This window comes from Rhizobium sp. R86522 (genome assembly GCF_042466255.1).
In the GTDB taxonomy this organism is placed as follows: Bacteria; Pseudomonadota; Alphaproteobacteria; order Rhizobiales; family Rhizobiaceae; genus Allorhizobium.
The window spans coordinates 2,520,961-2,533,772 of record NZ_JAXHBX010000001.1 but is presented as its reverse complement, the minus strand read 5'-3'; the positions used below and the strand labels follow the sequence as shown (position 1 = coordinate 2,533,772).

The 12,812-nt window shown below is 63.6% G+C and carries 9 protein-coding genes; 4 read left to right on the top strand and 5 right to left on the bottom strand.

Annotation, left to right across the window (positions count from 1 at the left end; genetic code table 11):
* Positions 1-33: 33 nt before the first annotated feature.
* Complete coding sequence (locus tag SJY08_RS12370) at positions 34-1,008, bottom strand: GlxA family transcriptional regulator (RefSeq protein ID WP_377275952.1); 975 nt, start codon at positions 1,006-1,008, stop codon at positions 34-36.
* Positions 1,009-1,572: 564 nt separating this feature from the next.
* Here SJY08_RS12370 and bcsA point away from each other — a divergent pair.
* Genes bcsA through SJY08_RS12350 form a run of 4 tightly spaced genes read left to right on the top strand, consistent with a single transcriptional unit; the run spans position 1,573 to position 9,084 of the window.
* Positions 1,573-3,804 carry a UDP-forming cellulose synthase catalytic subunit gene (gene bcsA, locus SJY08_RS12365; RefSeq protein WP_377275950.1) on the top strand — a complete coding sequence of 744 codons (2,232 nt, stop codon included), beginning with the start codon at positions 1,573-1,575 and terminating at the stop codon, positions 3,802-3,804.
* Positions 3,801-6,119 (top strand): cellulose biosynthesis cyclic di-GMP-binding regulatory protein BcsB, encoded by a 2,319-nt coding sequence (locus SJY08_RS12360; RefSeq protein ID WP_377275948.1) that lies wholly within the window; start codon positions 3,801-3,803, stop codon positions 6,117-6,119. Before bcsA ends, SJY08_RS12360 begins: the two co-directional genes overlap by 4 nt.
* Positions 6,116-7,207 carry a glycosyl hydrolase family 8 gene (locus SJY08_RS12355; protein WP_377275946.1) on the top strand — a complete coding sequence of 364 codons (1,092 nt, stop codon included), beginning with the start codon at positions 6,116-6,118 and terminating at the stop codon, positions 7,205-7,207. The genes SJY08_RS12360 and SJY08_RS12355 overlap by 4 nt, the downstream gene beginning before the upstream one ends.
* On the top strand, positions 7,186-9,084 hold the full coding sequence (locus SJY08_RS12350) for a hypothetical protein (RefSeq protein ID WP_377275944.1): 1,899 nt from the start codon (positions 7,186-7,188) through the stop codon (positions 9,082-9,084). Before SJY08_RS12355 ends, SJY08_RS12350 begins: the two co-directional genes overlap by 22 nt.
* Before the next feature lie 117 nt (positions 9,085-9,201).
* Here SJY08_RS12350 and SJY08_RS12345 read toward each other — a convergent pair whose 3' ends face one another.
* From SJY08_RS12345 to SJY08_RS12330, 4 genes are read right to left on the bottom strand one after another with little or no spacing between them, the layout of a single operon-like run.
* Positions 9,202-9,975 (bottom strand): ABC transporter ATP-binding protein, encoded by a 774-nt coding sequence (locus SJY08_RS12345; protein ID WP_377275942.1) that lies wholly within the window; start codon positions 9,973-9,975, stop codon positions 9,202-9,204.
* A complete protein-coding gene (locus tag SJY08_RS12340; RefSeq protein WP_377275940.1) occupies positions 9,972-10,916 on the bottom strand; it encodes an iron chelate uptake ABC transporter family permease subunit in 945 nt (314 codons plus the stop codon). Before SJY08_RS12340 ends, SJY08_RS12345 begins: the two co-directional genes overlap by 4 nt.
* Positions 10,909-11,886: an ABC transporter permease gene (locus tag SJY08_RS12335; RefSeq protein WP_377275938.1), complete on the bottom strand. Its 978-nt coding sequence runs from the start codon at positions 11,884-11,886 to the stop codon at positions 10,909-10,911. Before SJY08_RS12335 ends, SJY08_RS12340 begins: the two co-directional genes overlap by 8 nt.
* A complete protein-coding gene (locus SJY08_RS12330; protein WP_377275936.1) occupies positions 11,886-12,797 on the bottom strand; it encodes a siderophore ABC transporter substrate-binding protein in 912 nt (303 codons plus the stop codon). Before SJY08_RS12330 ends, SJY08_RS12335 begins: the two co-directional genes overlap by 1 nt.
* Positions 12,798-12,812 lie beyond the last annotated feature (15 nt).

Here is a 12,812-nt window from a genome sequence, read left to right as displayed (position 1 = left end):
AGGCTGCGGCGCGCGTGGCCGTCGATCAGGCGTTCAAATGCGGGCTGATAATGCTACGCCCAGGGGCGCCGCTCGCTCGTCGTCGATCGCCGGTTCCGCCTCGATCTTGCGAAATTCCGAAGGCGGACGTCCATAGCGGCTGACGAAAAGCTGGCGCATGTTCGTCTGGCTGCCAAGGCCGGCGAGGCGCGCGACATCCTTGATCTTGCGCTCCCCTGACCGGAGCATTTCACGGGCATAGGCCAAGCGGACCGACAGCACGAAATCACCCACCGTCTGGCCGGTCCTTTGCTTGAAGGCGCGTGACAGGGTGCGCTCACTCATCGCGACCATGCTGGCAAGTCGGCTGACGGTGAGGTCGGCCGAGGGGTTTGCGATTACCCATTCCTGGATACGCTCGACCGGGCTGCGTCGATCGCCATGCACCAGATGTGTGCCGCCATTGGCGAAGCGAGGACGCATGTCCGGAAACCGGTCGGTAAAACGCTGGCTGACATCCATCGCCGCCTCATGGCCAAGGTCTTCCTCGATGAGGGCCAAAGCGAGCGACAGCCCGACGGCCGGCCCGCGTGCACTCCAGATCTTGCCGCTCTTGTGCAGATCGTAATTGGCGTCGACGATCGTCTGGTCGCAGAGCGTCGCGAGACGTTCCTCGACCGCGCTGTCCGCCGCCACGGTCTGTCCGCGCGTCATCCCGGCGGCAGCAGCCAAAAGGACGCCGTTTCCGAGTGCCACAATCCGGCGGATCGACTTGCCGCGCCGGGCGAGAAATACGCTGCATTCGAGATCCTGATCCTGCAGGTCGCTCACCGAGGAGTTCGGCAGGATCAGCGTATCAATGTCCAGGGGCGCGCTGGTGATGTCATGGGCGGCCTGGACCCTGATCCAGGGCTCCTCGGCCTGAAGGCTGTCCTGCCCATAGGCGCAGGTCGTGAGCAGATAGGATGCTTCGCCATTCGGGTCGCGTGCTGACCGAAGTGCCTCGACGAAGGACGCCAGATCTAACATTCCGCAATTGCTGCGCAGCACAATCATCACTGTCCGCATCGCTGTCCGGTCCTTAGGGCGCCAATGGTCGTAATGTGCTCATCTTGATGAAAAATGCGAATTTATGAACAAATTTTGACCTAGGAATGTCTAAAAACTAGTCAGTATGATTATTTGCGGATTATGGTATCAGTATAAACCAAATTGTATTGATGTGTTGTTGCATTGGATTTCGTTGATGACTTCGAGTCCGGTTATAACAAATAATATATGACAATTTGAATGGCGCTGCAGACCTTTTTTGGTTATTAATTGCATGGTGTCGGCGTGTGAATTCTATGTTGCACCGCAACTATTCGGACATTTTGCGACAAGATTCCGACAACTGCGCAAGTCAGTGACACACTGCACTTCCCATTCTCCGCGAACGGCTCCTAACGTTAAGTCAAGATTAACCTTTCGGGTCTTGCCGCTTCCCCATCTTGCTTGACGTGTCTCAATTCGAGGACGCATTCGAGAGCGCGGCGAAGCGGGCAGGGCCATCCCGGGTCAATCGACGATTGAACTCATGAGGAGTCCGAGCCCGTGCGAGATTTGCTTCGCTATGCAACCTGGTTGGCCATCGTCGTGGCGATGTTCGTATTGATCGCCCAGCCTGTCGGCCATGCCGCGCGCTTCAACCTTTCCATCATCGTGATCGCCCTTCTCGGCGCCATCATGCTGCTGAAGCTCGACGGCTTCTGGCGCCACATCTTCCTGGCGCTGGCGAGCGTCGTGATCCTGCAATATGCCTATTGGCGCACGACGAGCACCCTGCCGCCGCTGGAGGATCTCTATTCCTTCATTCCCGGTGTCATTCTCTACGCCGCCGAGATGTACTGCATCCTGATGCTCGGCATCAGCCTCTTCGTCGTCGCCGATCCGATTGATCGCCCGCGGGCGCCGCAGCTGGCCGACGACGAGAGCCCGACCGTCGACGTCTTCATCCCCACCTACAATGAAGATCGCGAGATCCTGGCGCTCACCGTGGCGGCAGCCAGGGCGATGGACTATCCCTCGGACAAGTTCACCGTCTATCTCCTCGACGACGGCGGCACCGATCAGAAGCGCAATGCCGACGATCCGGTCGCCGCCGCCAAGGCGAAGGAGCGCGCGGCGATCCTCAAGGATCTCTGCAGCGACCTCGGCGCCGTCTACATGACCCGTCAGGAGAACGTGCATGCCAAGGCCGGCAATCTGAATGCCGCGCTCTGGCGCACCCATGCCGATCTTGTCGTCGTCTTCGACGCCGATCATGCTCCGGAACGCAACTTCCTGCGCGAGACCGTCGGCTACTTCCTGGAGGACGAGCGCCTGTTCCTCGTCCAGACGCCGCACTTCTTCTCCAACCCGGATCCGATCGAACGCAATCTCGGTACCTTCGGCCGCATGCCCTCCGAGAACGAGATGTTCTACGGCAAGATCCAGAAGGGCCTCGACCGCTGGAATGCCTCCTTCTTCTGCGGATCGGCCGCTGTCCTGCGCCGTGAGGCTCTGGAAGAGGTCGGTGGCTTTTCGGGCATCACCATCACCGAGGATTGTGAGACCGCCCTCGAACTCCACGCCCGCGGCTGGAACAGCCTCTATATCGACAAGCCGCTGATTTCGGGCCTGCAGCCGGAAACCTTCGCCAGCTTCGTCGGCCAGCGTTCCCGCTGGTGCCAGGGCATGGTGCAGATCCTGATGCTCAAGAACCCGCTCTTCAAGCGTGGCCTCTCCCTGCCGCAGCGCCTGAGCTATATCTCGAGCTCGCTCTTCTGGTTCTTCCCCTTCGTGCGCGCCGTCTTCTTCGTCGCCCCGCTGCTGTTCATCCTCTTCGACATGAAGATCTTCGTCGCGTCCTTCGAAGACTTCTTCGCCTATACGGTCATGTATCTGATCGTCGGGGAAATGGTTCGCAGCTACCTCTATGGCAGCGTTCGCTGGCCCTGGATTTCCGAACTCTACGAATATGTGCAGTCGGTCTATCTGTTCCAGGCGATCATCAGCGTGCTCCTGAAGCCGAAGAGCCCGACCTTCAAGGTGACCGCCAAGGGCGTCTCCCTGAAGCAGGACCGCCTTTCGGAGCTCTCGCTGCCCTACTTCATCATCTTCGGCATCCTGTGCTTCACGCTGTTTGTCGCGGCCTATCGCTACAACACCGAGCCTGAGATCTCGAGCCTGCTCCTGATCGTCGGTGCCTGGAACTGGATGAACCTGATGATCGCCGGCTGTGCGCTGGGCGTCGTCACCGAACGCAGCCAGGACCTCGCCGGCGTCGAGCTGCCGCTGCGCACCAATGTCGAGCTGCAGTTCGGCGAGACCGTCCTGCGCGGGGCAATCACCGAGGCCTCCGCCAAGGGTGCCAAGCTCATCCCGGCCCAGGGCGCCTCCCGCATGCTGCGGAAGGGTGAATACGGCCGCCTCCAGCTGCTCAACGTCTCATCGACCATGCTCGTCACCTCGCTGCCCGTCAGCATTGCCGGCGGAGCACCCGACGAAGACGGCGCGATCGCCCTGCGCTTCGATGCCGAGCCGTATCACTTTCCGATCATCGCGGAACTCTTGATGCACGACATGTCGGTGGTCCGTGAACAGCGTGCCCTGCGCCAGCGCCCAAAGAGCATGATCGCCGGCAGCATTCGCATCCTGCGCTGGGCGATCATGTGCCCGCTCGCCGCGATCGGCGTCGCGCTCGGTGGCAAGCCGACCGACAAGGCCGAGCCGCAGAGACTGAAACCTCTTGCCGGTGCGGCCCTGGCCGCTGCCCCGGTCCGTCACCAGGAGGCCGGAGAATGATCAGGCAACACCTCTCTTCGCTGGCGACCGTCGGTCTGCTCTTCGCAGCCTCGCCGTCCGCTGCATCCACCTCCGCCGGCTTCGTTCTGGCACCGCAGGTCAAGGTTGAGACCGAAGCCAAGGAATATTTCCAGGACGAGGGCCAGATCCGCCGTCTGATTGCAGACAAGCAGGACCTGTTCTTCACCGGCGAGACCGCCAATCGCGAATATCCTTTCGTCGTGCTGCCCTCGGAAATGACGGGATCGGCCAAGCTGATCCTGACTTTGCAGACGGCGATCTCGGTTGCGCCGGAACGCTCGGCGATGCGCATCTTCGTCAACGACCGGGACATCGGGTCGGTCAACCTGAAGTCCGGTGACGCCCATCAGGTCGAGCTCGAGCTGCCGAAGGGGCTTCTTCAGCCCGGCTACAATGCCGTGACGGTCCTCATGGACCAGTCGCATCGCGTCGATTGCTCGGTCGAGGCGACCTATGAATTGTGGACCCAGATCGATCCTGCCCGCAGCGGCTTCGTCTTCACCCGCAACGCCAAGGACGATCCGAGCGATGTCTCGACGCTTCTCGCCTATAGCCGCGACGTCAACGGTCATGCCGCCATCAACGGCCTGATCCCCCGCGGTGCTGCCGGCGAAGACATTGACCGTACCTTTGCCGTTGTGCAGGCGCTCTCGATCCTTGGCCATTTCGATCGTCCGGTGGTCACCGTCGGCAACAGTGCCGGCTCCGGTCCCGGCATCGACCTGGTGGTCGGCACCTTCGGTACGGTGCGCGACCTGATCGGTGTTGTACCGCAGCAGTCCGGCGTCGAGTTCGACATCGATCCGGCCACGGGCCGGAGCCGCATGGTGGTGGCGGCCCGTACCGCCGATGAACTCGCCAGCACCATCAGCGACTTTACCTTGCGCGCCCAGACGGAAGTGACCGACGGCTCGCCCCAGGGGCGTCGCGCGCTTGGCAATCGTCGGGGACGCCTGCTCGAATCCGGCAGCGCAAACACCCTGGCCGAACTCGGCTTCGTGTCTCGTCCCTTTGCCGGCCGCCATTTCCAGCAGGCGATCGCCTTCAGCCTTCCGGCGGACTTCTACCCGGGTGACTATGGTGCCGCGAACCTGAAACTGAATGCCGAATACGCCGCCGGTCTTTCGCCGACGGCCCAGATGGTCATCCGCGCAAACGGTGACACCGTCGCCAATATCCGCCTCGGCGAGGCGCGCTCAGGCCGCATCGACGGCCAGGTCCTGCCGATCCCGCTCGACAAGCTGAGACCCGGTTACAATGTCATCGAGTTCGAGGCGGAGCTGCATGCGGCGTCCGACATGGTCTGCGACCCCTCGACCCTCGGCAACACCACCGCGCGCTTCTTCATTAAGGGTGACAGCACCCTCAATATCCCGGCTTTCGCCCAGATCGGCCACGCCCCGGATCTCGCGGTGGTCTCCGCCGGCAAGGCGGACTTTGACGACGATGCGGCCATGCCGCTCTACGTCGAAAACATGGACAACGCTGTCCTTGGTGCAGCCGGCACCTTCCTCGCCAAGATGGCCTATGTGTCGCGCGAGGTCAGCCCCGTTTCGGTCACCTCCGGCTGGCCGCTGGACCGCCAGGGGTCGCTGCTGGCCTTCGGAACCTTCTCCGGTTTTTCCGGCCAATTGCAGTCGGATCTCGGGATCAACCTCAATCCGATCGCGAGCGATCTGAGCCTTTCGATCGATCAGACTTCTGCGGATCCGAGCGGCGCGCCGGTCGAAGTGGCCGCCCCCGCACTCTCCGTCGACGGCACGCCGGTGACGGTGGACGAACCGGGGCCGACGTCTCTCGTTGCCCGCCTGCGGGAGGGAACCAACAATCTTTACGATGGGATCAGCACCCGCATCCGCATCCAGGCCGCTCAGCTCGGACTTGTCGAAGACAGCAATGTCCTCTCAGCCGACGCCGTCTACCAGGTCAGCGGCGAAGCAGACATGCTGGTCGCCCAGCGTCTCGTCAACGACAGGGATGCCTGGACTGTGGTCGCCGTTCGGGATCCGGCTCTGCTTTCAGACGGCTTGAGAAGCCTCGTTGAGGCCGATGTCTGGGGTCGTCTCGGCGGCTCGGTCTACGCCCTCAAGGGTGACGGGACCTTCGTCGAGCGCAAGATGGCGGCCCATGAGCGTCTCTATGAGACGAAACCGCTCAGCCTGCAGAACGGCCGTCTGATAGTGGCCGGCTGGTTCTCCAACAATGCCCGGGAGTTCACCATCGCCCAGATCCTCGCCGCAATCCTTCTCGGCGCGTCGACCTTCGTCGTACTGCGGCAGGGACGGAAATCGTGAAGACACGCACGCGTCTCCTGTCGCTTCTGCTGTTGGGTTGCTCCCTGTTTACGGGTGCCGCAACGATGGTGCGGTCGCAGCCGGAGGAAAATGTTGCAGCCGATCTCGCCGCCGGCGCCTGGCTGGTCTACCGCCACAACTTCCTCACCGAAGAGGGCCGGGTGGTCGACAACCGGGCCGGCGGCATCAGCCACAGCGAGAGCCAGGGCTATGGCATGCTGATGGCCGAGGCGGCGGACGATCGCGACAGCTTCGATCGGATATGGCTATGGACGAAGGCCAACCTCTTCGTCCGCGAGGACGGTCTCGCCGCCTGGCGCTGGGATCCGACGCAGATGCCGCCGATCACGGATCGCAACAACGCGACCGATGGCGACCTGCTCATCGCTTGGGCGCTGATGCGGGCCGGCCAGCGCTGGGGCGATGCCGACCTCCAGCGCGAGGCCCGGCGGATTTCAGACGCCATCATCGCCCGGACCGCGATCGACACGGCGCATGGCCTCGTCATGCTACCCGGTGTTCAGGGTTTCGGAGAAAACGACCAGGCGGATGGTCCGGTGGTCAACATGGCCTACTGGATCTTTCCGGCGATCGTCGATCTCGGACGTTTGTCAAACCGTTTCCCCTCCGCAGCCCTCATGGACAGCGGTGTGCGTCTGCTGCGCGAGGCCCGCTTCGGTCCGGCAAGATTGCCGGCGGACTGGGTGTCTCTCTCGGGCGAGACGCCACGTCCGGCAAGCGGCTACCCCTCGCAGTTCGGCTATGATGCAATCCGCGTTCCGCTTTATCTGGCCTGGTATTCGCGCGACTACCCGGACATTCTCGAGGTCTTTGCCGCCCACTGGAAGCAGTTCGGTCAAGCCTCCATGTCCGTCGTCGAGCTTTCAACCGCCACGCGTCTCGCCCCAATGCCCGGCCCCGGCTACCAGGCCGTCGCCGGCCTCGTCGAATGCAGCCTGGGCCGACGTCCCGATGTCGCCCTTCTCTCTGACTTCAGCTCCCAAGACTACTACCCCGCCACGCTCCATGTGCTCAGCCTCATGGCGATCGCTGAAAGGTATCCCACATGTTTGACCGATTTCCCCTGAAGACTGCCCTTCTTCTCGGCGCCTGCATCACCATCCCGATCAGCCAGGCCACGGGAGATGGGTTCAACAACTTCCCGGCCATGGGCGTTGTCGTTCCGGGCGGCGTGGTGCTCTCCAACGTCTCCGTGCCAGCTGGCGTCCAGCCGGCGATGCCGAGCTTCGCGCCGGTCGCGGCGCCGACCCTTCCGCCCGTCGTGCCGCCGACCATCGCAGCGCCGCAGCCGGTGATGCCCGTCGCACCGGCTGCCGCCCAGATCGTTCTGCCCACCCCTATGCCGGAGCCGACAACCCCCATGGCCATGGCGCCGCAGGCTGCCTCACCTGTGATCCGCGATGTCGCGCCGGGTGAAAACCCGTTTGGGCCGAGCCAGGCGACAGCGGCGAAAAGACCGGCTGTTCAGCCGGCGCCCGTCGCCGTCAGCGCCCAGGCGCCCGCAGCGGTATCGCGTCGCGACAGTGTCGAGCTCCAGATCGCCCGCCTCAGCCAGCAGACCGAGGAGCCCGTGGTTGCGACCCGGCCCGAGGTCGATGACACGGCGCTGCGTTACTATGCCCAGACACGCGACCTGAAACGTCTTGGCGCGGAGCTGCGCCGCCTGAAGGCTCTCTATCCCAACTGGGATGCGCCGGAGGATCTGTTTGACGCTCCGAACAACATCTCCGAACAGCCGCTCTGGGATATCTTCGGGAGCGGCGACTATGTGCGCGTCCGCACGGAGATGGCGAGGCTGCAGAGCGAGAACCCCAACTGGAAGCCTAGCCAGGAACTCCTCGACAAGCTGGCCCAGGCCGAAACCCGCAGGCTGATGGAGCGCTCGCACGCCCAGCGCAACTGGGCCCAGGTGGTCAGCCTGGCCGAGGGCTCGCCGCAGCTGATGGTCTGTGCCGAGATGAATACCATGTGGATCACGGCCGAAGCACTTGCCCAGTCCCGGGACTTTGCCCGTGCCTTCGATCTCTACAAATACATCGTCACGACCTGCGAGGATCCGAGCGAGCGGCTGTCGACGGTGCAGAAGGCAAGCCTTCTGCTACCCGAAGCCGGAACCCGTTCGCTGGTTGCCCTCGGCTCTGTCCTGCCTGACGGCACGGGTGAGTTCGACAATGTCTCCTTCGATCTCGTGCGCCGCAAGATGGGCCAGATTGCTCAGGGCAATGCCGCGACCGGTCTGACGCTCGACGAGTTGCAGCGCTTCAGCGACTATGCCCAGCGCTCGTTCTCGGCCGCCGATGCGGAGCTGTTTGGCTGGTTCTACTATGGCCAGCAAAGCTGGGAGGCCTCCTATCACTGGTTCGTCAGCGCCACGCGCATGACAACCAGCCTGAAGAGCATCGAAGGCGTCATCCTCACGCTGCGCAACATGGAGCATCGCGACGAAGCGCTTCAGCTGGCCCGCCAATATGCAACCCAGACCCCGGAGCTGAAGAAGATCTATATCGAGCTGCTAGCGGCCGGCCTCACCGATCAGGACACGCCTCTGGTACCCACAGAGGAGGAGCTGAAGACCTTCGAAGCCTATGTCTTCGAGCAGAAATCGGCACTGGGCGCCCAGGCGCTTGCCTGGCACCGCCTCGACAACAAGGCCACCAAGGACGCAACGCGCCTCTTCCAGCAATCGGTGGAATGGGAGCCGACCGAAGGCGGCGTCGTGGGCCTTGCGGTTCTGGCCTCGCGCGCAAAGAACTGGGGACGGGTCGCATCGATCAAGAAGCAGTATGGCGAGAAGTTCGCAGCCCTCGACAACGTCAAGGTCTATCGCCCGAGGGTTGTGGCAAAGCGGCCGCCGGCCAAGCCGAAGGAAACACCCGACCTGCTGACCTGGCTGCTGCAGAAGAACAAGAAGGACGAGAAGAAGGGCAGGGTCGAAACGCAGTGACGGGGTAAGCCTGACCAAGGTCGCCGGATGATCCCCCCCGACGATCCGTCGGGGAAAGTCTCTTCCGGCGGCCGATCTGCTGCCGTCCACCAAAGCGCGCTTCGCACCAAGAACTGCTTACGCCTGGCCCATCCGGGCATATTGCAGCGCCAGCCGCATGCCGCCCGTTTCGACCACCGGCACTTCAAACCCGTAGATCGCCTCCAGCACCTCGGTTCGCATAATCGCACCGGGCAGCCCGTCGGCGGCGATCCGGCCGTCCTTCATGGCGATGATCCGGTCGGCGCTCGCAGAGGCATGGTTGATGTCGTGCAGCACGATGACGATGGTGCGGCCGGTCTCATCGGCAAGCCGGCGCAGTTCCAGCATCAGCTGGCGGGCGTGATACATGTCGAGATTGTTCAGGGGCTCGTCGAGCAGGATATAGTCGGTCCCTTGCGCATAGGTCATCGCCACCATCACCCGCTGCCTTTGGCCGCCGGAGAGGCGGTCGAGCGAGCGGTTGGCAAGGCCTTCGAGCTCGAAACGGGCAAGCGCCTCCTCGACCATGGCGCGATCCTCCGTCGTCATCCGCCCGCCGCTATGCGGAAAGCGGCCGAAGCCGACCATTTCGCGCACGCTGACGCGTGGCGGCGGGCCGGACTCCTGCCGAAGGATCGCGAGCTTCTTGGCCAGCACCTTGCCGGGTGTCGAGCCGACCGGCAGCCCGTCGATGGTGACGGATCCCTGCTGCAGCGGCAACAGCCGGGCGGCAAGCGAGAGAAGCGTCGATTTGCCAGCCCCGTTCGGGCCAACCAGGGCGGTGAGGCCACCCCTCGGCAGAACAAGGTCGATGCCCTCAAGCACGCGCTGTCCTTCGCGAGTGAGGCTGACGGATTGGAATTCGATCATCGGGTGCGCCTCGCAAACAGAAGCAGGATGAAGACAAGGCCGCCGAGGAAATCGACGACAAAAGAGAGCGTGCCGGCCTGACCAAGCCCGTGCTGCAACAGCGTCTGCCCGCCGACCAGCACGATGACGCCGAGAAGCATGGCAACCACGAAGACGGAAGCATGCCGGCGCGAGGATGTGAGCCGCTCGGCAAGCGCTGCGATCAACAGGCCGAAAAAGGTGACGGGGCCGACAAGTGCTGTGGAGACGGCGACCAGAGCCGAGACGGTGATGAGCTGCACCAGCACCACCCGGTTCCAGTCGAGACCGAGGCCGATGGCCGTGTCGCGTCCGAGTGCGGCGATGTCGAGCAGATGGCGCCGCGAGAAGAGGAAGCCGCCGGCGAGGATCGTGACGAGTGCTGCGATCGCGAGCAGGTCCGTATTCGGCGCGGAGAAGTTGGCATACATCGCCCGCTGCGCCACGGCGAATTCCTGCGGATCGATCAGGCGTGCCAGAAGACTGGTCAGGCTGCGGAACAGCCCGCCGATGACGACGCCGGCGAGCAGCATCAGCGTCAGGTCCATCCGGCTTTTCAGGGCCGGCCAGAGGATGACGATGGCCAGCAGCATCAGGGCGGATGCCTCCATGCCGAACTTCAGATGTGGCGAGAGCGAGACATAACCCAGCCCGCCAAGCGTAAAGACGAGCGCCGCCTGACCGAACTGGTAGAGCGCATCGAGCCCCATGATCGAAGGGGTGAGGATGCGGTTGCCGGTAATCGTCTGGAAGGTGACGGTCGAGAGCGCGATGGCAACCGCGACGGTCACCAGCGCCGCAAGCCTGACGCCGCGCAGCTCCAGCGCAAAAGCGATATTGCCGCGCAGGTTGACCGTCATGAAGGCGATGACGGCTAAGAGCGCAAGACAGAGGAGGAGAGCAATGACGATCCGGTCACGCATCGCGGCGCTCCCTGAGGATGAACCAGAGGAAGACCGCCGGCCCGATCACGCCCATCACCGTGCCGACGGGGATCTCGTAAGGAAAGCGCATGAGGCGACCGGCGATATCGGAGGCGAGAACCAGGATCGCCCCGCCAAGCGCCACAAGCGGCAGCGTGCCGCGCAGATTGTCGCCCGAGAGGCGCGAGACGAGATTGGGCACGACGAGGCCGACAAAGGGGATGAGCCCGACGACGACGACCGAGAGCGCCGACATCACCGAGACCAGCACCAGCCCGATCTGGGTCATGCGGCGATAGTCGATGCCGAGGCTGGTCGCCTGGTCCTCGCCGAGCGCCATGATCGTCAGCCGGTCGGCAATCAGCATCGCCGCCGCGACGATGACCACGGCGACGAAGAGCAGCTCATAGCGGCCCTTCAGCACGCCGGAGAATTCGCCATTGGTCCAGATGTCGAGATATTGCAGGAGATCGGTCTGCCAGGCGACATAGGTGACGGCCGCCCCCACCACGCCACCATAGACGAGGCCGAAAAGCGGCACGAGATGCGGCTGCTCCGGCGGCAGGCGGTGCGCGGTGGCGAGGAACAGCGCGGTGCCGGCGAGCGCACAGCCGCTGGCGACGAGGGCCTTCACGCCGAGGCCGGCGGCCGGCAGAAAGAGCGTCACGATCAGGATGCCGAGCGCTGCACTCTGGGCGGTGCCAGCCGTCGAGGGCTCGACGAAGCGGTTGCGCGTCAGCGTCTGCATGATCTGGCCGGCAACGGCGAGCCCCGCACCGCAGAGCACGGCGGCAAGCGTGCGCGGCAGCCGGCTGATGGCGATCAGATCGGCAAAGGGCATCGCCCCGTCACTGCCGGAGAGCGACAGGTCCTGCACGCCGATGGCGAGGCTTAACATCACGAGAAGCGCCAGGCAGAGCCCGGCGCCAATCATCACGCGACGATGGTGTGTATCAGCGATGGCAGACATCACTGGCTGGCGGAGAAACCGGCCTCGATCGTTGCCAGCACCCGTTCGGTGGCCTTCAATCCGCCGGCTGCGATGTAGAAGTCGGCCGACGGCAGATAGATCACCTGGCCGCTCTTCCAGGCCGTGGTCTCGGCAACAAGCGCGTTGTCGAGCGTTGCCTTGGCATTCTGGTCATTGGCGCCGATGGCGGCGGCCCGGTCGAGCACCAGCAGCCAGTCGGGATTGGCCTTGGCGATGAATTCGAAGGAGACCGGCTCGCCATGGGTGGCAGCCTCGACATCTTCCACTGCCGGCGGCAGGTCGAGCGCCTTGTGCACCCAGCCGAACCGGGAATCGATCCCGTAAGCGGTGATCTTCGGCCCGTTGGTCATCAGGATCAGCCCCTTGCCCTTGCCCTGAACGGCGGCCTTGGCGCGGGCAAGTGCGGCGTCGAAATCGGCAACGGCCTTTTCGGCCTCTGCCTGCTTTCCGAGGATCGCGCCATAGGTGAAGGCCCGCTCGCGTGCCTGATCGACCACGTCGACGCCGTCCATGGTCATGTCGAGCGAGTGGGCGACCTTGCCCGTTTCCTTTTCCTTGCCGGAGGAGCGGCCGCCGAGGATGATGAGGTCTGGCTGAAGCGCGCTCAAGGCTTCGAGATCGGGCTCGAAGATGTCGCCGACGACCTCGGCCTTGCCCTTCAGATCAGACAGTTCCGGCAGATACAGGTTTTCCGGAATGCCTGCCGGCATCACGCCGATGGCCAACAGCGTATCAAGGGCGGCGATATCGAAGACGGCAACCTTCGACGGCGTGCCCTCGACGGTGACCTTGCCGGCATAGGTCTCGACATCGAGCGCCAACGCCGGCAGGGCGGCAAGGGTGAGGCCGGCGGCGATCAGTGCGCGGCGGGTAAAGGAGCGGGTGGTCATTCTTGTCTCTCCGAA

Excerpts from the sequence above, each read along its gene's own strand:
- SJY08_RS12330 (WP_377275936.1), bottom strand. The coding sequence starts at position 12,797 with ATGACCACCCGCTCCTTTACCCGCCGCGCACTGATCGCCGCCGGCCTC.
- SJY08_RS12370 (WP_377275952.1), bottom strand. The coding sequence starts at position 1,008 with ATGTTAGATCTGGCGTCCTTCGTCGAGGCACTTCGGTCAGCACGCGAC.
- SJY08_RS12340 (WP_377275940.1), bottom strand. The coding sequence starts at position 10,916 with ATGCGTGACCGGATCGTCATTGCTCTCCTCCTCTGTCTTGCGCTCTTA.
- SJY08_RS12350 (WP_377275944.1), top strand. The coding sequence starts at position 7,186 with ATGTTTGACCGATTTCCCCTGAAGACTGCCCTTCTTCTCGGCGCCTGC.
- SJY08_RS12360 (WP_377275948.1), top strand. The coding sequence starts at position 3,801 with ATGATCAGGCAACACCTCTCTTCGCTGGCGACCGTCGGTCTGCTCTTC.
- SJY08_RS12335 (WP_377275938.1), bottom strand. The coding sequence starts at position 11,886 with ATGTCTGCCATCGCTGATACACACCATCGTCGCGTGATGATTGGCGCC.
- SJY08_RS12345 (WP_377275942.1), bottom strand. The coding sequence starts at position 9,975 with ATGATCGAATTCCAATCCGTCAGCCTCACTCGCGAAGGACAGCGCGTG.